The organism is Mycobacterium sp. NGS29, assembly GCF_059812965.1.
Genome location: NZ_JCALDR010000003.1, coordinates 261,000 through 281,255, shown reverse-complemented (window position 1 = coordinate 281,255; position 20,256 = coordinate 261,000). Strand labels below are relative to the sequence as shown.

Below are 20,256 nucleotides of genomic sequence, written 5' to 3'. Positions count from 1 at the left end.
GAAGCGTTATCCGAGAAGTAAATTCATGCAACCGAAACCGCCGACCGGTGCCGGTGTTCCCCGCTACGCCGCCGAAGCCGTGGCCGGGGACCGCCGCCAGGCCGAATACTTCATGGCGCTGCTCAAGCTGAACCTGCAGCGCGTCGACCACCGGATCGAGAAGTGCCGGGCCGCGATCGCCTTTTCGCAGGCCGCCGGTGACATCGAGAACGTGATCGGCTTCCGCGACCTGCTGCGACTCGAGCAGCAGGAACGTCAGGCTGTCGAGGTGATGATCGCGAATCTGCGCCGTCGTTTCGCGCCGCCGGGGACCGAAAAGTCCTTCTGATCGGCCCGCGGGTGGCGCTCCGCTGCCAGGGCCCGGCCCGATACATTTGGTCTCGCTGGAGTCAGCAGCGGGAACGGGGGCCGTCATGGGGTTCATGTCACCAGACCTACCGGATGTCGATCGCGACACCTGGTCGAGTTTGCCGCGGGCCACGCGCCTGCAGGTCGTGACCCGGCACTGGGCGGAGAACGGCTTCGGCACACCGTACGCGGTGTACCTGATCTATCTGCTGAAAATTGCGCTCTACCTCGCCGCTCCCGCGGCAATCATCTCGTTGACCCCCGGCCTGGGTTCCCTCGGCGACATTTCGACCTGGTGGACGCAGCCGATCGTCTATCAGAAGCTGATCGTCTTCACGCTGCTGTTCGAGGTGCTCGGTTTGGGGTGCGGGTCGGGTCCGCTGACCGGTCGCTTCACCCCGCCGATCGGCGGGGTCCTGTACTGGTTGCGCCCCAGGACAATTCGGCTGCCACCCTGGGGGGACAAGGTCCCCTTCACCCGGGGCGATTCTCGCAGCATCGTCGACGTCGCGCTCTACGCGGTGGTGTTGCTCAGCTGCGGGTGGGCGCTGTTGGCGCCCGGGGGCGGTCCGGTCACCTCCGCCGGCGACGTCGGCCTGCTCGATCCACTGCTGGTGGTCCCGATCATCGTGGCTCTGGCGTTGCTGGGCTTGCGTGACAAGACGGTGTTCCTGGCGGCCCGCGGCGAACACTATTGGCTCAAACTCTTCGTGTTCTTCTTCCCGTTCGCCGATCAGGTCGCGGCCTACAAGCTCATCATGTTGCTGCTGTGGTGGGGCGCGGCCACCTCCAAGCTCAATCATCACTTCCCCTATGTGGTTTCGGTGATGACGAGCAACAACGCGTTGCTGCGCAGCGCGTTGTTCACCCCGCTCAAACGCAAGATGTACCGCGACCACCTCGACGATCTGCGGCCCACCCTGATACCGAAGCTGATGGCCCACGTCGGGGGCACCACCGCGGAGTTCGTGGTGCCCACCATTCTGGTGTTCGTCGCCGGCGATCAGCCGTGGCGGTGGTTCCTGATCGGATTCATGGTCATCTTCCACCTCAACATCCTGTCCAACCTCCCGATGGGAGTTCCGTTGGAGTGGAACGTCTTTTTCATCTTTTCGCTGTTCTATCTGTTCGGGCACTACGGTTCGATCCGCGCGATCGACCTGCGGTCGCCGCTGCTGTTGGCCCTGGTGTTGGCGGCGGCCGCGGTCGCCGTCGCGGGAAACCTCTTCCCGGCGAAGATTTCGTTCCTGCCCGGCATGCGCTACTACGCGGGAAACTGGGCCACCAGCGTGTGGTGCTTCCGTTCCGGCGCCGAGGACAAGATCGAAACCGATGTGGTGAAAAGCTCTGCGTTGGTTATCAATCAGCTGGCCAAGCTGTACGACCCGGCTACCGCGGAGATCATGGCCGACAAGACCGCCGCGTTTCGTGCGATGCACACCCACGGCCGCGCGCTGAACGGATTGCTGCCCCGCGCGATCGAAGACGAAGCCGACTACAAGATCCGCGAGGGTGAGATCGTGGCCGGACCGCTGGTCGGGTGGAACTTCGGCGAAGGGCACCTGCACAACGAGCAACTGCTCGAGGCGGTGCAGCGCAGGTGCAACTTCGCCGAGGGTGATGTTCGGGTCATTGTCCTCGAAGGCCAGCCGATCCAGCATCAGAAGCAGTGGTACCGCATCTTCGACGCCAAAACCGGCCTCATCGAAGCCGGTTATGTCGACGTCGCGGAAATGCTGACCCGTCAGCCCTGGCCGGAGCCGGGCGACCACTTCCCGGTCCACGTGACCACCGCAGCCGGCGCATGACGACCGCGGTCGTCGTCGGCGCCGGGCCCAACGGATTGGCCGCCGCCATCCACCTCGCCCGCCAGGGCCTCGATGTGCACGTGCTGGAGGCCGACGACACCATCGGCGGGGGAGTCCGCTCGGGTGAGTTGACGGTGCCCGGCGTCATTCACGACCACTGCTCGGCGTTTCACCCGCTCGGCGTCGGATCACCGTTCTGGAAGGAGATCGGACTCGACAGCTACGGCCTGTCGTGGAAATGGCCGGAGATCGATTGCGCGCATCCCCTCGACGACGGCACCGCCGGCTTGTTGTATCAGTCGATCACCAAGACCGCCAAAGGACTTGGGGCCGATCGCCGACGATGGCAGGCGGCGGTCGGCGGGCTGGCGAAGGGGTTCGACGACCTGGCCGAGGATCTGCTGCGACCGGTGCTGGCCCTTCCGCACCATCCGCTGCGCCTGGCGCTGTTCGGTCCGCGCGCGGTGCTGCCGGCCGCCGCGGTAGCGAGCTGGTTCCGCACCGACCAGGCCCGCGCCCTGTACGGCGGCGCGGCCGCCCATGCCTATACCCGGTTGGATCGGCCGCTGACCGCGTCGCTGGGGTTGATGATCCTGGCCAGTGGCCACCGATACGGGTGGCCGGTCGCCGAAGGCGGGTCCGGGTCGATCACCCGTGCGCTGGGTGCGGCGCTGCAGGCGCACGGTGGGCGCATCACCACCGGCGTCACCGTCACCAGCCGCCGCGACATCCCGACTGCCGACCTCGTCATGCTCAACCTGAGCCCCGCCCAGGTGCTCGAGCTCTACGGCGATGCGATGCCGACGCGGATCAGGCGGTCCTATCGGCGGTTCCGCGCGGGTTCGTCTGCGTTCAAGGTCGACTTCGCGATCGAGGGTGACATCCCCTGGACCAATCCCGACTGTGGGCGGGCGGGCACCGTGCACCTGGGTGGCAGTTTTGCGGAGATCGCTGACACCGAATTGCAACGGGCGCAAGGGAAGATGGCGCAGCGGCCGTTTGTGCTACTCGGGCAGCAGTACCTGGCCGACCCGTCCCGTTCAGCCGGCAACATCAACCCGATCTACGCCTACGCCCATGTCCCGTTCGGCTATACCGGCGACGCGACCGCCGCCATCGTCGACCAGATCGAACGGTTCGCACCCGGTTTCCGCGATCGCATCATCTCGACCGTTTCCACCAGCACCAGCGAGCTGCAGGCCCGCAACCCCAGCCTGATCGGCGGTGACATCATCGGTGGCGCGAACGACCGGTTGCAGATCCTGTTCCGGCCGCGGATCGCGGTGGATCCCTATGCGATCGGCGTGCCGGGTGTCTACCTGTGCTCGCAGTCCGCCCCGCCCGGCGCCGGGATACACGGGCTGTGTGGGTATCACGCCGCCGAAGCCGGGTTGCGCTGGCTGCGGCGCGGTTAGTTCGGCGGCCGGGTTGATGCTGCTATTGGTGTCAAGCGGCTTTGAGCCAGTTTCTGTATTGGTCGGCGAGGGTGTCGTCGCGTTGTAGACCCCGTTCGATGCGGGAGATGACGGTGGGCCAGACGCCGAAGTGGTTGGCCGCCGCAGTGACGGTGATGTTCTCGGGGCGCCGATACCAGCATCGCCTTGAGCTGATTGATCACCGCGGTGCGATGTTTGACCGCCGAGCGGCGGGCGATGTGCAGAGCTCGCAACCCACTGGTCGCATCGTCCTTCGGGATGGCGAGCCCGTCGCCGGCCAGCGCAGTGCGGGCGGCGCTGTAGGCATCTAGTGGACCAGACTTGCCTCTGAGCCGCCGGGTGGACTTGACCGCGCGGGTGACCTCCACGACGTCAATACCGGCCGCACCCGGATCACTGGCCCGACCCCCCACCACACCACCACCGGATGTCCCACCCTGCCAAGGACCCCTCGGCGAACGCGCCGACTGGTGGTGGTACACACCCTTCCAACCTAAAGACGTGCCAGCTGGACGACTTTTCAGCAAGTCACGGAATAAGGTGTTGAGCGTTGTGAATAACGCCTGCCGGCAATGCATTATTTGGCAGGCGCACGGCAATATTCTGCGCGCTATTCAGCGCATGGAACATTGATATTCAGGTCACCCGAAATAGCGGATCACTGAAACGGTCCAGCCGTCTGGTTCACCCGGTCGGACCGGGTGCAAATGGCTGACCCGGTACTGGCCCACCGGTGGGAGCCGGACGCGACGGGTCGCCTTTCCCGGTCCGGGACATGTCGGTGATCGGCGCGGCCGGCAGCCCGGCACCTTCTGGCCCGAGCGCGATCAGCGGAGTACCCGCTGCGATGACCGGTGCTCCGACCGGAACCGGTGCGCCGATCGGGACGGGTGCGCCGATCGGGACGGGTGCGCCGATGGGCACGGGTGCGCCGATGGGCACGGGTGCGCCGATGGGCACGGGTGCGCCGATGGGCACGGGGGCTCCGATGGGTACGGGGGCTCCCACCGGGATGGGCGCCGCGACCGGGATCGGTGCGCCGATCGGCACCGGCCCAGGTACCACCACCGGGACACCGGCCATGTCAGTGACTGCCGCGCTGGCCGGGCCGCACATCGCTGGTGCTGCGGGTCCCCCGGCGGTCCCCGGCCCGCCCGGTGTCGACCCGCCCCCAGCACCCGCGCCGCCCGCGCCGCCGCCGTCGTACGCACAGCACGCAGGTGCGGCGCCGGCAGGTGCTGGTGCACCCCCGGGGCCGCCGGCAGCGCCTCCCGCACCGGTGGGGGCTGGCGCACCCGCGCCGCCCGCTCCGCCGTATGCACAGCATGCCGATAGGGCAGCCGCCCCCGCGGGTGCTCCCGCACCGTCGGCCATCCCCGACATGCCCTGAATGCACGCGTGGCCGCCACCGGTGATCAGCGGTACGGCAGCCGCGGCCGGACTCAGCGATACCGCGGCACCCAGCAACCCGGCACCGGCGACAAATGCCTTGAAGTTGAATCGATCAAAGATCGTCATCAACGTCAACTCCTTTAATCACGCTCATAAGTTTCTGTGGACGCAAGCAGGCCGCACGGCCAACCCGAGTCCTTCTTGTACACCGGCGCAATTGTTGGGTGCTGTTGTGTGGCGCATGACGCGCCGCACCGCGTCGTTTCCAAATGGTGACGTTCGCTAGGACTTACCTACTGAATGGAGACTGGTCCGTTATTTATCGGTAGGGATTCGCCCGGTCCCGCCCCGGTGAGCGGCATCACAACAACGCGCCGCCGGCGGCCGGCACTCTTACCAGCCACAGCGATGCCGTCCGCACTGCTCTAGGCTGACGACGAGCGCTTATCAGCGGACACGAACCAAGACGAGGAGAGACACGTGACGGTCCGAGTAGGCATCAACGGGTTCGGTCGCATCGGACGCAACTTCTACCGCGCCCTGTTGACCCAGCGCGACCTTGGCAAGGCCGACATCGAGGTGGTGGCTGTCAACGATCTCACCGACAACGCCACGCTGGCTCACCTGCTGAAGTTCGACTCGATCCTGGGCCGCCTGCCCGCCGACGTCAGCCTCGACGGCGACGACACCATCGTCGTCGGCAAGGACGAGATCAAAGCCCTCGCGATCAAGGAAGGCCCGTCCGCGCTGCCCTGGGGAGACCTGGGTGTCGACGTCGTGGTCGAGTCCACCGGCATCTTCACCAACGCCGCCAAAGCCAAGGGCCACCTCGACGCCGGGGCCAAGAAGGTGATCATCTCCGCGCCGGCCACCGACGAGGACATCACCATCGTGTTGGGCGTCAACGACGACAAATACGACGGCAGCCAGAACATCATCTCCAACGCCTCCTGCACCACCAACTGCCTCGGGCCGCTGGCCAAGGTGCTCAACGACGAGTTCGGCATCGTCAAGGGCCTGATGACCACCATCCACGCCTACACCCAGGACCAGAACCTGCAAGACGGCCCGCACAAGGACCTGCGCCGGGCGCGGGCTGCCGCGCTCAACATCGTGCCCACGTCCACCGGCGCCGCCAAAGCCATCGGCCTGGTGCTCCCCGAACTCAAGGGCAAGCTCGACGGGTATGCCCTGCGGGTTCCGATCCCGACCGGATCGGTCACCGACCTCACCGCAGAGCTGAAGAAGTCGGCCACCGCCGACGAGATCAACGCTGCGTTCAAGGCCGCCGCCGACGGGCCGCTCAAAGGCATCCTGAAGTACTACGACGTGCCGATCGTGTCGTCCGACATCGTCACCGACCCGCACAGCTCGATCTATGACTCGGGCCTGACGAAGGTCATCGACAATCAGGCCAAGGTGGTGTCCTGGTACGACAACGAATGGGGCTACTCCAACCGCCTCGTCGACCTGGTCGAACTCGTCGGCAAGTCGCTCTAACCATGAGCGTCCCGACACTCGAAGACCTTCTCGCCGAAGGTGTTTCGGGCCGCGGTGTGCTGGTCCGCTCCGACCTGAACGTCCCGCTCGACGATGACGGCACCATCACCGATCCCGGCCGGATCACCGCGTCGGTGCCGACGTTGAAGGCGCTACTCGACGCCGGCGCCAAAGTGGTGGTCACCGCTCATCTGGGGCGCCCGAAGGACGGACTCGACCCGAAGTACTCGCTGGCGCCGGTCGCCGAAGCGTTGGGCGAGCAACTGGGCCGGCACGTGCAATTGGCCGGGGATGTCGTCGGCAGTGACGCACTGGCCCGGGCCGAGGGTCTCACCGACGGTGACATCCTGCTGCTGGAGAACATCCGTTTCGACAAGCGCGAGACCAGCAAGGACGATGACGAACGCCGCGCGCTGGCCAAGCAGCTCGCCGAACTGGTCTCGCCGGGAGGCGCTTTCGTCTCGGACGGCTTCGGAGTGGTGCACCGCAAGCAAGCCTCGGTGTACGACGTCGCCACGCTGCTGCCGCACTACGCGGGCAAACTGGTCGCCGACGAGATCGAGGTGCTCGAACAGTTGACCAGTTCCACCGAGCGGCCCTACGCGGTGGTGCTGGGCGGATCGAAGGTCTCGGACAAGCTCGGTGTCATCGAGTCGCTGGCGACCAAAGCCGACAGCATCGTCATCGGTGGCGGCATGTGCTTCACATTCCTTGCCGCACAAGGATATTCGGTGGGTAAGTCGCTGCTCGAAGAAGAGATGGTGGACACCTGCAAGAACCTGTTGGAGACCTACCACGACGTCCTGCGCCTGCCCGTCGACATCGTGGCGACCGAGAAGTTCGATGCCGACTCGCCGCCGCAGACCGTGGCGGCCGACGAGATTCCCGACGACCTGATCGGCCTGGACATCGGACCCGGTTCGGTGAAGAGGTTCACCACGCTGCTCTCCAATGCCAAGACCGTGTTCTGGAACGGTCCGATGGGCGTATTCGAGTTTCCCGCCTATGCCGAGGGCACCCGCGGGGTCGCCGAGGCCATCGTCACCGCGACCAAGAAAGGCGGTTTCAGCGTGGTCGGCGGGGGTGACTCCGCAGCGGCGGTGCGGGCGTTGAAGATTCCGGAGGACGCCTTCTCGCACATCTCCACCGGCGGCGGCGCGTCGCTGGAATACCTGGAAGGCAAGTCGCTTCCGGGCATCGAAGTGCTGACAAGTGAGCAACCAGGAGCAGACTCGTGAGCCGCAAGCCGCTGATCGCCGGCAACTGGAAGATGAACCTCAACCACTTCGAGGCGATCGCGCTGGTTCAGAAGATCGCATTCGCGTTGCCGGACAAGTACTTCGACAAGGTCGACGTAACCGTCATCCCACCGTTCACCGACCTGCGCAGCGTGCAGACCCTGGTCGACGGCGACAAGTTGCGGCTCACCTATGGTGCCCAGGACCTGTCGCAACACGACTCCGGCGCCTACACCGGGGAGATCAGCGGAGCCTTTCTGGCCAAGCTGGGTTGCAGCTTTGTCGTCGTCGGACACTCCGAGCGGCGCACCTACCACGACGAGGACGACGCGCTGGTGGCCGCCAAAGCCGCTGCCGCGTTGAAGCACGAGCTCACCCCGATCGTCTGCATCGGCGAGCACCTCGAGGTTCGTGAGGCCGGAAATCACGTGTCGCACAACGTCGAACAGCTGCGCGGCTCGCTGGCCGGGTTGTCTGCCGAACAGATCGAAAAGGTCGTCATCGCCTACGAACCGGTGTGGGCGATCGGCACCGGGCGGGTCGCCAGTTCCGCCGATGCGCAAGAGGTATGCGCGGCGATTCGCGTGGAGCTCGGCCAGCTGGCGTCTAAACAGATCGCCGAATCGGTGCGGGTGCTCTACGGCGGGTCGGTGAACGCCAAGAACGTCGGCGACCTGGTCGCGCAGCAGGACATCGACGGGGGACTGGTCGGCGGCGCGTCGCTGGACGGGGAACAGTTCGCCACGCTCGCAGCGATCGCCGCCGGGGGGCCATTGCCGTAGCTCGCCGGAGGTCCACTGCCGTAGATCGGCACGTGCGGTGTGCCCGAAAAGTCGCGCCTGCGTGGGCAAGTCGCTATGAGGCGGGCACCGGGATCGCTATCCTTGGACGGTGACGGCTGGGGCTATTGTGGCCAAGCCGACGTATTTTCCGGCCCGGACGATCGCGTACGATCGCCACAATTGCCGCTCCATCGAGTCGAACACATGCGCCGCAATCGATTTGGCAAGCTGCAACTGCTCGGCGGACAACGGCGCCGGCGCGCTGATGTGGACACGATCGGCGGCCGGGGCGATCGGCGGGTCGTGCCGACCGGCCAGATAGTCCAGCCGGCCCCCGGTTTCGGCCTCCGCGGCCAGGGCGAGCGGCTTCGTCTGGGCGAAGAATTCTTCGCCGGTGGATTCCAGGGCCACCAACATCCACCACCGCAGCACCGGATCATCGTGCCGCAGTGCGATTTTGGCGAACTCGATCATGTTCTCCCGATGCAAATCCATGTCGGCATCGAAGAAGAGCCACTCCAGCGCCCGGCTACCGCTATGGTCCAGCACGTCGTCGAGGCCGAGCGCATCCCAGTCGGACAGGAATAACCCGCTGTGTTCGGAGAGCCGCGAGGCCCATGCGTTGACCGCTTCCTGTTCGGGGGTCGCCGGTTCGGGAAATGTCACGGCGTACTTGGTCAGGTCGCGGTAACCGAGGATGTCCATCACCCACATCGGGATGAACTGACGAAGTTTGTCCGCAGCGCTTCGATCGTCGCTGCGCAGCCATTCGTAGAAGGGGTGCGCGCGCAACCTGTCCTTGCGCTCCTCGAGATAGCGCAGCATCTCGCTGTCGTGATCGTCGTTCGGGTCGACCACCAGGGCGGGGGCCGTCCAATCGTCGCGCGCCACACTCTGCAGTGGCGGACGGCGCGGGACGGTGCCGGACTCCAGATAGGTGTTGGCGTAGTGCAGAAATCCGTCGAAGATGCGATCGAAAATGCCGAACATCCGCTGGCAGGCCTCTGCTGCGCGCTCGCGACGCGCCGGGTCGAGCTCGACGGTCTCGAATACGCCTTCGGTGTTGCCGACGTGACCGGATTCCAGGTCAAGGTGGTAGGGGCCGAAATAGCTGTATTCGAGCCCGGTCTGGCTGGATAGCCTGGCCGCGACGCGGGCGGTATTGCTGAGCATGACGTGGCCGGTGGCTTCACCGGCCTCCGAGTGACCGAACCGGATGAACGCGTCGTCACCGTCGTCGACAACAAGCCGGATGAAATCAATTCCGCTGCGGCGGAACGGTTCCTGGTCCGGGGACAGGAACAACCACCACAGGGTGTCACTGGTGCGCCAGCCCAGTCGGGCATCGAGATCGAGCTTGCGCCAGTCGTCCAGGAACATCTTGGAGTGCTTCTCGTCTTCGAGCGTGCCGAGATTGATCACCCATTCGTACTCGGTGTGTGGTTCGGGGAACCGCAATACCCAGCGGTTCATGTCGCGAAATTGCATGATGAACAGGGCGCCGGCCGGTCCGATGGCAAGCTGATCCTGCGCCGGCACTCTGTCGCTGGACAACCACGCGAAAAAGGGGTGCCGACGCACCGCCTCTTGTCGCGCATCCCGCAGTTGCATCACGTGTTTCATTGCAAGGCCATCCATTACTGATCGCGAAGGCGTTCTGGGTCCACGAGCCTTTCCGAAGTCGCGCTAATTATACGCTCGCCCAACACCCGTCAGCGCTCGCAACCCGATTCGGTCGACGGTCCCGGGGAATTACCTGCGCCCCGTGCGCCCTTTTTCGGTCCTTCCGTGCGAGAGTTAGCTGTCGCTGCTAACAGCTGTTGAATAGTAGTAGGTTGCGATCGGGATTTGTCCCGCCGCGGGGTCGGGTCGCGGTAGGGGTCGAGAGCCGAGCTTGGTCGTGATGGGGAGGGAGGGTCGCGACGACATGAGCGGAATGCGCGACGTGAGCGGCGTGCCGGCGGAGGCCGCTCAGGAGGCAACGGACGAGGACGGCGTGATTGCGTCGATGCTCGCCGGCGGCGCGAGTGGGCGGGACGCGGAATTGTTGCGCGCGGTATTCGCGCAGTCGGGCATCGGTGTCGGTCTTTCCGATATGTCCGGCAAGATCCTGGTGGTCAATGCCGCGTTCGCGCGCATGTTCGGCTACGAGGTCGAAGAATTCATCAAACTGCACATCACCGATCTCAACCACCCCGACGACACGTCGGAGGTGTGGGAGCAGTACGGCGCGCTGATGCGAGGTGACGTCGACCGGGTCAGTTTGGAGAAACCGCACCTGCACCGCGACGGACGCACCATCTGGAACAGTGTCAACGTCTCGCTGATCCGAGATGCGAATGGCGTACCCATTCACACCCTCGCGTTGTTCGAGGACGTGACCGATCGGCACGAGCTGGAACAGCAATTGCGTCATCAAGCCCTCTACGACCCGCTGACCGGACTGCCGAATCGGACGCAGTTCTTCGAGCGTCTCGACGCGGCATTCGAAGATCCGCAGTCGCGCGTCGGCATTTGCTACATCGACCTCGACTGCTTCAAAGACGTCAACGACACGCTCGGCCACGACATCGGTGACAAGGTCCTCGTCCGGGTGGCCGACCGGTTGGCGTTGTGCCTGCAGCGGCCCGACCAGATGGTCGCCCGGTTGGGTGGCGATGAGTTCGTCTTCTTCGTCCCGCAACCGGGCGGCGCCAACGAAGTCACCGACCTCGCCGACTCGGTGCTGCGTGTCCTCGAATCGCCCTTCGACATCGACGGGCATTCGATCAGCATCTCGGCCAGCGTAGGGGTGATGGAACAAGAAGTCGCCGAGATGTCCCAGGTCGACCTGATGAAAGGGGCCGACATCACGCTGGCCCGCGCCAAGCAAGCCGGCCGCAACCGGTGGGCCCTCTACGATCGCGACCACGACAACACCCCGATCTCGAAGGCGCTGGAACGAGGCGAGTTCTTCGTCCTCTACCAGCCGATCGTGCGGCTCGCCGACAACTGCATCATCGGCGCCGAGGCGTTACTCCGCTGGGCGCACCCGACGCTGGGCACCCTGCTTCCAGAGCGCTTCATCAGCCTGGCCGAGCGCAACGGGATGATCGTTCCGCTCACCACTTTCGTGATCGAGCAGGCTTTCCGTGACCTGCAGGATTGGCGCCTGAACGCGACGGCCGACCCGCCGCCGTTCGTCGGCGTGAACGTCTCCGTCCGCAACATCTGCGACTCCGGTTTCATCTCGGTCATCAAGAACGGGTTGGCCGGGTCGGGTCTGCCGCCGCACTCGCTGCACCTGGAGCTCACTGAGAACGCGATCCTGGGCAAGGACGAGACGTCGATCACCAGGCTGCAGCAGCTGTCGGCGATGGGCGTCGCGATCGCGATCGACGATTTCGGCACCGGCTTCTCCAGCCTGGCCTACCTGCGCAATCTGCCGGTCGACATAGTCAAACTCGCGGGCGAGTTCATCAAGAATCTCGGGGGCAATATCCAGGGCCGGCTGGCCGACGAGCAGATCACCCGAGCAATGATCGATCTGGCCCATACTCTGGGCCTCAGCGTCACTGCCGAGCAGGTCGAGACCGCCAGTCAGGCCGCACGGCTGCGCGCCTTCGGCTGCGACGCAGCGCAGGGCTGGCATTTCGCGAAGCCGATGTCTGCCGCCGAACTGTTCAAGCAGTAGCCGTCTACCCGAGCGTCACTTGTATTTGATCAACAACGCCATACCGACGATGGACACCAGCCAGATACCGGTGATGAACAGCGTCAACCGGTCCAGGTTCTTCTCGACCACCGTGGACCCGGACAAGCTGGACTGCACACCCCCGCCGAACAGTGTCGACAGGCCGCCGCCCTTGGCGCGGTGCAGCAGCACCAGCAACACCACGAGCACGCTGGTGACCACCAGAGTGATCTGCAGGGCCAATTCCATACCGGGGAGCCTACCTAACCTGACACGAAGACCCGGGACCGGCAGTCGCAAGGCTCAGTTCGGCGGACCGGCCGCCAGGGTGACGGGCACGGTGCGGGTGATCCGCTCTCGGTCGAGGTAAGTCACCATCACCACGTCATCGGGACGGTGCCGGTCGAGCACATCGGTGAGCACGGTCCCGTCCGGGACCCGCGTGCCGTCGATCGCGGTGATGACGTCGCCGCCCGCCAGCCCCGCCGCCTCGGCAGGCGAGCCGCGCAGGACACCCTGCACCGGGACACCTCCGGAGCCGCCGTCGTTGCTGACGCCGACGCCCAGGATGGCCGTCGGACCGACGTGCACCGAACCGCTCGGGGTGCCGGATCGGATGGCGTCCGCGATGGTCAACGCCCGATTCAGCGGGATGGCGAAGCCTCCGGTACTGACCATTCGGTAGGTCTCCGAAGCGGCGGTGACGATCCCGACGACGCGGCCGCTGTTGTCGACCAGCGGCCCACCCGAATTCCCGGGACGAACGTTGGCGCCGAACGCGATCAGATCGGACAGCTGCTCGGTGCTGCCGGTGCTCTGGTCGGTGGCGACAATGCTCTGGCCCAGCGCTTGGACAGCGCCGCCCGCGGGCGACAGTCCGCCGCCCTCGGGGAATCCGACGGCGGTCACCGGGTCGCCCACGCGCACACTCGCCGAGTCGGCGGTAGGGGCGACGGGTAAGTCCGCCGCGCCGCGGAGTTGCAGGACGGCGATGTCGCTCTTGCGGTCGTACCCGAGCACGTCAGCAGGGTAGGCCTGGCCGTTGCCGATATCGGTGACAGTGATGTCGGTGGCGCCGCGGATGACATGGTTGTTGGTCAGCACGATGCCGTCCGGACTCAGCACGATGCCCGTGCCGGTTCCCGTCGCACGTTCGAACGGGATGGCGGTGTCGATGCGCACCACCCCTGGCTCCACCCGCGTGGTGTCGACGACCAGGCTCGGTGCCGTCTTCACCCCGTCGAGCAGTCCCGCCGATGCCTCCGGCGCGCCGACGCCGAATCCGGCGAGGAACAGGACGAAGGCAAAGACCAGGAGGTGGCGGCGAATCCGCGACCCCGGCGACGCAGGCACGTGACAGCCATTCGGGAAAAACATGTGGAGTCCTTCGATAGGGGCTAGCGCAGTCAGGGGGCCGGTCAACTCAAGCCGTCCGCGACCGACGGCCGGGATGGCCTTCTTTACCCGGGCCCCGACTGCCTAAACGCTGCCAAATGGCCGTCAAGCCGGTCGGCACCGATACTGGGACGATGGTCGAGGCCTCTGACACCGCCCTGGAACCCATCGGCGACGTGCACCGCACGAAGGTGGGTCGCGACGCGACCGAGCCGATGCGCGCCGACATCAGGCTGCTGGGCGCCATCCTCGGCGACACCGTGCGCGAGCAGAACGGCGACGAGGTGTTCGATCTGGTAGAGCGGGCGCGGGTGGAATCCTTCCGGGTCCGGCGTTCGGAGATCGACCGCGCCGAGGTCTCGCGCATGTTCGACGGCATCGACATCCATCAGGCCATCCCGGTCATCCGCGCGTTCACCCATTTCGCACTGCTGGCCAACGTGGCCGAAGACATCCATCGCGAACGCCGGCGCAACGTCCACGTCGAGGCGGGCGAACCCCCGCAGGACAGCAGCCTGGCCGCCACCTACGCCAAGCTCGACGACGCTGACCTGGATTCGGCGACGGTGGCGCAGGCCCTGCAAGGCGCGCTGGTGGCCCCGGTGATCACCGCCCATCCCACCGAGACGCGGCGGCGCACGGTCTTCGTCACCCAGCACCGCATCACCGAGTTGATGAGGCTGCACTCCGAGGGGCACACCGAGACCGACAGCGGACGCAGCGTCGAACTCGAGTTGCGTCGCCAGATCCTCACCTTGTGGCAGACCGCGATCATCCGGTTGTCCCGGCTGCAGATCAGCGACGAGATCGCGGTCGGGCTGCGCTACTACGCGTCCGCCTTCTTCGAGGTGCTACCCAAGGTCAACGCCGAAGTGCGGGACGCGCTGCGGGCCCGCTGGCCCGACGCCGACCTGCTGTCGGGTCCGATCCTGCAGCCGGGCTCCTGGATCGGCGGCGACCGGGACGGCAACCCGAACGTGACCGCCGACGTGGTCCGGCTGGCCACCGGCAGCGCTGCCTACACCGCGCTGGCGCACTACCTCGCCGAACTCGACCACCTCGAGCAGGAGCTGTCGATGTCCTCGCGGCTGCTCGCGGTGACTCCCGAACTGGCCGAGCTGGCCCAGGGATGCCAGGACAAAGCGCGCGACGACGAGCCGTACCGCCGCGCGTTGCGAGTGATCCGGTCCCGGTTGAGCGCGACCGCGACCGCGATCCTGGATCAGGAGCCGCTGCATCTGTTGGACCTGGGTCTGCCGGCCTACGCCACACCGGGGGAGTTGCGCGCGGACCTGGACACCATCGACGCGTCGTTGCGCACGCACGGCAGCGCGCTGCTGGCCGACGACCGCCTTGCGCTGCTGCGAGAAAGCGTGCACGTCTTCGGTTTTCACCTGAGCGGTCTGGATCTGCGCCAGAACTCCGACGTGCACGAGGAGGTGGTCGCCGAACTGCTGGCCTGGGCCGGTGTGCACCCGGACTACGCCTCGCTGCCCGAAGACGAGCGGGTCGAACTGCTGGTGGCCGAGTTGAGCACCCGCCGGCCACTGGTCGGCGACCGGGCCAGGTTGTCCGAGCTGGCGCGCAAGGAACTCGACATCGTCGGCGCCGCCACCCACGCGGTCCGAACCTACGGTCCCGCAGCGGTTCCCAACTACGTCATCTCGATGTGCCAGTCGGTGTCCGACATCCTGGAACCGGCCCTGCTGATGAAAGAGGTGGGCCTGCTCGACGCCTCCGGCGACGAACCCTACTGTCCGGTGGGGATATCGCCGCTGTTCGAAACGATCGACGACTTGCACAACGGCGCGGCCATTCTGCAGGCGATGCTGGAGCTTCCGCTGTACCGCGGCATGGTCGCCGCACGCGGTGACATGCAGGAAGTGATGCTGGGTTACTCCGACTCGAATAAGGACGGCGGATATCTGGCCGCCAACTGGGCGGTCTACCGCGCCGAGCTGGCCCTGGTGGACGCAGCCCGCAAGGGCGGAATCCGGTTGCGGCTGTTCCACGGTCGCGGCGGCACGGTGGGCCGCGGCGGCGGCCCGAGCTATCAGGCGATCCTGGCGCAGCCGCCCGGGGCGGTGAACGGTTCGCTGCGGCTGACCGAGCAGGGCGAGGTGATCGCGGCGAAGTACGCCGAACCGCAGATGGCCCGGCGCAACCTGGAGAGCCTGCTGGCCGCGACGCTGGAGTCCACGCTGCTCGACGTCGAAGGTCTCGGCGACGACGCGGAACCGGCCTACCGGGTGCTCGACGAGATCGCCGCCCTGGCCCAGCGGGCATACGCCGAATTGGTCCATCACACAGACGGTTTCGTGGAGTACTTCAAAGCCTCCACGCCGGTCAGTGAGATCGGGTCGCTCAACATCGGCAGCCGGCCGAGTTCACGCAAGCCGACGGAGTCCATCGCGGATCTGCGCGCCATCCCCTGGGTGCTGGCCTGGAGCCAGTCCCGGGTGATGTTGCCCGGCTGGTACGGCACCGGTGCGGCCTTCGAGCAGTGGATCGCCGCGGGCCCGGACAGCGAAGCGGACCGGCTTGCGGTGCTGCACGACTTGTATGAGCGGTGGCCGTTCTTCCGCAGCGTGCTGTCCAACATGGCGCAGGTGCTGGCCAAGAGCGATCTGGGCCTGGCGGCCCGCTACGCCGAGCTGGTCGACGACGAGGCCCTGCGCAACCGCGTTTTCGACAAGATCGTCGACGAACACAAGCGCACCATCACGATGTACAAACGCATCACCGGTGAGGAAGATCTGCTGGCCGACAACCCGTCGCTGGCGCGTTCGGTGTTCAACCGGTTCCCCTACCTCGAACCGCTGAACCACCTGCAGGTCGAACTGTTGCGCCGCTACCGCTCCGGGGAGGACGACGAACTGGTGCAGCGCGGCATTCTGCTCACGATGAACGGGCTGGCCAGCGCGTTACGCAACAGCGGATAACGGGCATCCCCGGTACCGAGGGGGTCCCATGTTCGAGAACGCACGGTCGGTCAGCGGGGTGCAGGTCGCGCAGAACGAGGTGTTCGAAAAGTTCGCGCGCGCCGGGTTCGTCGTCTCCGGCCTGCTGCATCTGATCGTCGGCTACCTGGCCATCCGGATCGCACTCGGCGACGGCGGTACCGCGGACCAGTCCGGGGCGCTCGCCACCCTGGCGGACCAGCCCGGCGGTCCGGCCGCGCTGTGGGTCGCCACCGGCCTGCTGTTGACGCTGGGCCTGTGGCGATTGGTCGAGACGTTTCTCGGACGTGCGGTCGACCGCGAGTCGTCGGACTCGTCGCCGGGATTGCTGGACCGGGCCAAGGCTTTCGGGGTGGCCGCGGTGTATCTCGGATTCGCCTATTCCGCATGGGGTTTCGCGCGCGGTGCGGGCCGGGCCTCGAGCGAACAGAGCTCGACCATGAGTGCACGCCTGATGCAGTCCACGGCGGGCACCATCGCGCTGGTCGCCGCCGGGGTGGCGGTGGTCGCAATCGGGGGATACCACATCTACAAAGGGGCGGCGCGCAAGTTCGTCGACGACCTCAACGGCACGTCGGGCAAGGTGGTCCGCCACCTCGGGGTGGCGGGCTACGTCGGCAAGGGTGTGGTGCTCGCGGCCGCGGGCCTGCTGGTGGTCGTGGCCGCGTGGCGTTCCGAGCCGAGCCGGGCCACCGGTCTCGACGGCGCCCTGCGCACGTTGGGGGCGCAACCCTTCGGTTCAGCCCTGCTGATCGCCGCCGGCCTCGGGATCATCACCTACGGTCTGTTCAGTTTCGTGCTGGCCCGATCGACCAAGATGTGAGGGCTGCGCACCGCTGTCGAAGATGTCGTCGAGCAGCGGGCCCGGAGCTGCCGCCGGGTCGACGAACCATTCGTAACTGAACACCGCGCCGAATACCTGCGGGGGCAACCGCATCAACACCCCGTACAGACGGGCGGCCAGTCCGTCACCGAGCTGGGAACGGTGCGCGGCGAAGGCATCTCGCTTCTGCCGCGCGAACCGTCGCACATTGACCCGGTGGGTGATGGTGGCCCGCGGCGCATAGGAGCTGTCGATGATCTCCGGCTCGTACGGCGCCGGCAGCCGCAACAGTCGGCACAGGTCGCTGACACGGCGCAGCAGTTCCCGGGGCATCGTCACCTCGAGTAGCCGTGGCGTACCGGCCAATTCAGCGGCGCGCTTGCCCACGTGGTGCACCTGCACATGGTCGCGGTGACCGTAGCCGCCGTTGGGCTGATAGCTGATCAGCAGCTGGGCGTCTTCGGCGCGCAGGATGTCGGCCAGCCGCGCCGCCGCCTCCTCGACGTCGGCGCGGCCGAACCGCACCCGCCCCGGCGGGTCCGGATAGAAGTCCGACCCGTACCCACTGTCGGCATAACCCAGGCATTCCACCCGGTGGACGCCCAGAGTCCTTGCACTCGAACGCAATTCGTCCAAGCGAGTGTCGTCGGCGTCCGAGCCCATCCGCCCGTCGGTGGCGCTGACCACGACCACGCGGTGTCCGGCGGCCGCGGCCTTGGCCAGGGTGCCGCCGGTCAGGATGACCTCGTCATCCGGATGTGCGTGAAACGCCACGACGGTGGACGCGGCGCTGGCGCGGGCGCCGGCCGGGCGGGTCACACGCTTCTGTTGCGGAGCTTGTCCAGCACGCCGCGCATCATGTGCTCGGTCACGTTGATCGGCGCCATCATCGTCTCGCCCCAGCTGACGATGTTGTCCATCCGCTCCAGAATGGCTTCCACCGGCTGCAGTACGCCGAGCAGCCGCTTGGCGAGGTCATCGAGGCTGGACAGGGTGCGGTCCAGATGGTTCAAAGCGTCTTCCATCCGTTCGACCGTGGCATTGAGCGCCTTCAACGACTTGTTCAGCTCCACCAGGGAAGTGCTCAAGCCGTCCAGCACATCCTCGACCTGCTCCACCGTCTTGTCGGCGTTCAGGGCCGCCTGGGTCAGCGTCTTCACTCTTTGCCGAGCCGGCTTCGGTCGGGTGCCGCTTGTGTCTGCCATGGAGGTCATTATTACTCCCGCAGGCGGAGCCACCTACCCCCGGGAAAGCTTGCTGGCCGCATCTTCGTCCAGGAACCACACCGTGGCCTCGCGGCCGACAGCACCGGCAGCCGGCAGCGACACCGGCTCGGCGCCGTTGACCGCGGCGGCAACCGCGTCGGCCTTGCCTTCGCCGGACACCAGCAGCCAGACTTCCCGCGAACGCTGGATTGCCGGCAAAGTCAAGGTGATTCGCAGCGGCGGCGGCTTCGGGCAGTCCTCGACCGCGACCACGATGCGGCTGGTTTCGCGCACCGCCGGGGTGTCCGGGAACAGCGAGTTGACGTGGCCTTCCGGACCCATGCCCAGGAGGTGCACGTCGAAGCTGGGCGATGTGTCACCCGCTGCGGCGTTGGCGGCCAGCACCTGCTCGTAGGCCAGCGCGGCGGCGTCGATGTCGGAGCCGAACTCGCCGTCGTCGGCGGCCATCGGATGCACCTGGCTGGCCGGAATGTCGACGTGGTCGAGCAGCGCCTCGCGCGCCTGCTTCTCATTGCGCTCGTCGTCGTCTTCGGCGACGTAGCGTTCGTCGCCCCAGAAGATGTGCACTTTCGACCAGTCGATCTGATCCGCCCGGGTCGCCAGGTGGCGCAGCAACCCGATGCCATTGCCGCCGCCGGTCAACACGATCAGCGCCTGACCGCGCGCCTCGATCGAGTCCCGGACGGCACCGATCAGTCGCTGGCCGGCCGCCTCGGCCAGGGCGTCGCCGTCGGCGAACGTCTGGATCTCGGTGCTCATGCGTACTGCACTTTCTTGATCCCTTCCAGTGCGGACAGGTAGATCTCGTCAGCGTCGAGCCGGCGCAGATCTTCGGCCAGGCATTCACCGGTTACCCTGCGCGGCAACGGAACCCGGGCGTCGGGCTTCGCGGTGCGGCTCAGCGTGGCGGTGGTGCCGTCCTGGGGCCGACTCAGCGTGATGGTCTCGCTCGCGCGCACCAGCTCCACCTTCAGGTCGCCGACTTCGCGGCGTACCGGTCCGTCGATCCGGCTGGCCAGCCACCCGGCCAGCACGTCCAACGCGGGCTCGGTCCGCAACCCGGAGATCAGCGCCGATTCGATCGGCTCGTGGGGTGGCAGATCGACGGCCGAGGTCAGCAGCGCGCGCCAATAGGTGATGCGGCTCCAGGCCAGGTCGGTGTCGCCGGCGGTGTACCCGGCCAGCCTGCTCTTGATCGCCGACAGCGGGTCTTCGCCGTTGGTGGCGTCGGTGATGCGGCGAATTGCCAACTTGCCCAACGGATCCTGTGCCGGCACCTCGGGAGCGATGTCCGGCCACCAGGCCACCACCGGGATGTCGGGCAGCAGGAAGGGCACCACGACGCTGTCGGCATGCCCGGACAGCGCGCCGGACAGGCGCAGAATCAGCACCTCGCCGGCGCCGGCGTCGCGCCCGACCCGGATCTCGGCGTCCAGCTTGGGCTTGTCCGCGTACGGGTCGCCGCGCATCGCCACGATGATGCGGCTGGGGTGTTCGTGGCTGGCGTCGTTGGCGGCCTGGACCGACTCTTCCAGCACGGCGTCGCTGTCCGGTGCGATGATCAGCGTCAGCACCCGGCCCATCGTCACGATGCCGGCCTCTTCGCGCAGTTCGTCGAGTTTCTTGTTGACCGCGGTGGTGGTGGTTTCCGGTACTTCGACGATCATCCGCGCCG

The 20,256-nt window shown here is 66.5% G+C and carries 16 protein-coding genes and 5 pseudogenes; 12 read left to right on the top strand and 9 right to left on the bottom strand.

Translation table 11 applies throughout. From position 1 onward, the window contains the following. Nucleotides 1–25 precede the first annotated feature (25 nt). From AC5Y5Z_RS05990 to AC5Y5Z_RS05970, 5 genes and pseudogenes are all read left to right on the top strand, one after another. Nucleotides 26–328, top strand: a complete 303-nt coding sequence (locus AC5Y5Z_RS05990) for a hypothetical protein (protein ID WP_499923900.1) — start codon at nucleotides 26–28, stop codon at nucleotides 326–328. Between the two features lie 85 nt (nucleotides 329–413). Then, the gene (locus tag AC5Y5Z_RS05985; RefSeq protein ID WP_499923896.1) at nucleotides 414–2,156 is read left to right on the top strand and encodes a DUF3556 domain-containing protein; all 1,743 of its coding nucleotides are present in this window, start codon (nucleotides 414–416) and stop codon (nucleotides 2,154–2,156) included. Continuing rightward, nucleotides 2,153–3,571 (top strand): phytoene desaturase family protein, encoded by a 1,419-nt coding sequence (locus AC5Y5Z_RS05980; RefSeq protein WP_499923891.1) that lies wholly within the window; start codon nucleotides 2,153–2,155, stop codon nucleotides 3,569–3,571. The genes AC5Y5Z_RS05985 and AC5Y5Z_RS05980 overlap by 4 nt, the downstream gene beginning before the upstream one ends. A gap of 107 nt (nucleotides 3,572–3,678) precedes the next feature. Further along, nucleotides 3,679–3,903: a hypothetical protein gene (locus tag AC5Y5Z_RS05975; protein WP_499923889.1), complete on the top strand. Its 225-nt coding sequence runs from the start codon at nucleotides 3,679–3,681 to the stop codon at nucleotides 3,901–3,903. A 73-nt stretch (nucleotides 3,904–3,976) separates the two neighbouring features. Next, nucleotides 3,977–4,099 (top strand): annotated as a pseudogene (locus AC5Y5Z_RS05970) (hypothetical protein); the annotation flags it as partial. A 177-nt stretch (nucleotides 4,100–4,276) separates the two neighbouring features. On the opposite strand, the pseudogene AC5Y5Z_RS05965 reads toward AC5Y5Z_RS05970, so the two are convergent. Together AC5Y5Z_RS05965 and AC5Y5Z_RS05960 are read right to left on the bottom strand one after the other, a co-directional pair. Continuing rightward, a pseudogene (locus AC5Y5Z_RS05965) lies at nucleotides 4,277–4,792 on the bottom strand (beta-xylosidase); the annotation flags it as partial. Between the two features lie 174 nt (nucleotides 4,793–4,966). Further along, nucleotides 4,967–5,110, bottom strand: a pseudogene (locus tag AC5Y5Z_RS05960) (hypothetical protein); the annotation flags it as partial. A 354-nt stretch (nucleotides 5,111–5,464) separates the two neighbouring features. On the opposite strand from AC5Y5Z_RS05960, the gene gap reads away from it, so the two are divergent. Genes gap through tpiA form a run of 3 tightly spaced genes read left to right on the top strand, consistent with a single transcriptional unit; the run spans nucleotide 5,465 to nucleotide 8,504 of the window. Next, entirely contained in the window at nucleotides 5,465–6,484 is a 1,020-nt protein-coding gene (gene gap / locus AC5Y5Z_RS05955) for a type I glyceraldehyde-3-phosphate dehydrogenase (protein ID WP_463825054.1), read from the top strand. 2 nt (nucleotides 6,485–6,486) lie between these two features. Then, on the top strand, nucleotides 6,487–7,722 hold the full coding sequence (locus tag AC5Y5Z_RS05950) for a phosphoglycerate kinase (RefSeq protein ID WP_499923887.1): 1,236 nt from the start codon (nucleotides 6,487–6,489) through the stop codon (nucleotides 7,720–7,722). Then, complete coding sequence (gene tpiA / locus AC5Y5Z_RS05945; protein WP_499923886.1) at nucleotides 7,719–8,504, top strand: triose-phosphate isomerase; 786 nt, start codon at nucleotides 7,719–7,721, stop codon at nucleotides 8,502–8,504. Before AC5Y5Z_RS05950 ends, tpiA begins: the two co-directional genes overlap by 4 nt. Nucleotides 8,505–8,600: 96 nt before the next feature. Here the strand turns inward: tpiA and AC5Y5Z_RS05940 are convergent, their stop codons facing one another. Continuing rightward, on the bottom strand, nucleotides 8,601–10,127 hold the full coding sequence (locus AC5Y5Z_RS05940) for a hypothetical protein (protein WP_499923885.1): 1,527 nt from the start codon (nucleotides 10,125–10,127) through the stop codon (nucleotides 8,601–8,603). Between the two features lie 280 nt (nucleotides 10,128–10,407). Between AC5Y5Z_RS05940 and AC5Y5Z_RS05935 the strand changes: the two are divergent. After that, nucleotides 10,408–10,902 (top strand): annotated as a pseudogene (locus AC5Y5Z_RS05935) (PAS domain-containing protein); the annotation flags it as partial. After that, nucleotides 10,882–12,177, top strand: coding sequence for a putative bifunctional diguanylate cyclase/phosphodiesterase (locus AC5Y5Z_RS05930; protein ID WP_463825446.1), 1,296 nt, complete (start codon nucleotides 10,882–10,884; stop codon nucleotides 12,175–12,177). The pseudogene AC5Y5Z_RS05935 and the gene AC5Y5Z_RS05930, both read left to right, overlap by 21 nt. Nucleotides 12,178–12,192: 15 nt before the next feature. On the opposite strand, the gene secG is transcribed toward AC5Y5Z_RS05930, so the two are convergent. Both secG and AC5Y5Z_RS05920 read right to left on the bottom strand, forming a co-directional pair. Next, nucleotides 12,193–12,426 carry a preprotein translocase subunit SecG gene (gene secG, locus AC5Y5Z_RS05925; RefSeq protein ID WP_085252171.1) on the bottom strand — a complete coding sequence of 78 codons (234 nt, stop codon included), beginning with the start codon at nucleotides 12,424–12,426 and terminating at the stop codon, nucleotides 12,193–12,195. Between the two features lie 54 nt (nucleotides 12,427–12,480). Further along, on the bottom strand, nucleotides 12,481–13,554 hold the full coding sequence (locus AC5Y5Z_RS05920) for a S1C family serine protease (RefSeq protein ID WP_473139582.1): 1,074 nt from the start codon (nucleotides 13,552–13,554) through the stop codon (nucleotides 12,481–12,483). A 152-nt stretch (nucleotides 13,555–13,706) separates the two neighbouring features. Here AC5Y5Z_RS05920 and ppc point away from each other — a divergent pair, with 152 nt between their 5' ends. After that, nucleotides 13,707–16,514, top strand: a complete 2,808-nt coding sequence (gene ppc, locus AC5Y5Z_RS05915) for a phosphoenolpyruvate carboxylase (protein WP_499924024.1) — start codon at nucleotides 13,707–13,709, stop codon at nucleotides 16,512–16,514. A gap of 28 nt (nucleotides 16,515–16,542) precedes the next feature. Next, entirely contained in the window at nucleotides 16,543–17,355 is an 813-nt protein-coding gene (locus AC5Y5Z_RS05910; RefSeq protein WP_499923883.1) for a DUF1206 domain-containing protein, read from the top strand. 15 nt (nucleotides 17,356–17,370) lie between these two features. On the opposite strand, the pseudogene AC5Y5Z_RS05905 reads toward AC5Y5Z_RS05910, so the two are convergent. The 4 genes and pseudogenes from AC5Y5Z_RS05905 to opcA form a co-directional block, all read right to left on the bottom strand. Further along, nucleotides 17,371–18,174: pseudogene (locus tag AC5Y5Z_RS05905) on the bottom strand (PIG-L deacetylase family protein); the annotation flags it as partial. Further along, entirely contained in the window at nucleotides 18,171–18,569 is a 399-nt protein-coding gene (locus AC5Y5Z_RS05900; protein ID WP_463825060.1) for a magnesium transporter CorA family protein, read from the bottom strand. The gene AC5Y5Z_RS05900 and the pseudogene AC5Y5Z_RS05905, both read right to left, overlap by 4 nt. Nucleotides 18,570–18,593: 24 nt before the next feature. Then, a complete protein-coding gene (pgl, locus tag AC5Y5Z_RS05895) occupies nucleotides 18,594–19,340 on the bottom strand; it encodes a 6-phosphogluconolactonase (protein WP_499923881.1) in 747 nt (248 codons plus the stop codon). Then, on the bottom strand, nucleotides 19,337–20,248 hold the full coding sequence (gene opcA / locus AC5Y5Z_RS05890) for a glucose-6-phosphate dehydrogenase assembly protein OpcA (RefSeq protein WP_463825062.1): 912 nt from the start codon (nucleotides 20,246–20,248) through the stop codon (nucleotides 19,337–19,339). Before opcA ends, pgl begins: the two co-directional genes overlap by 4 nt. Nucleotides 20,249–20,256: the final 8 nt, after the last annotated feature.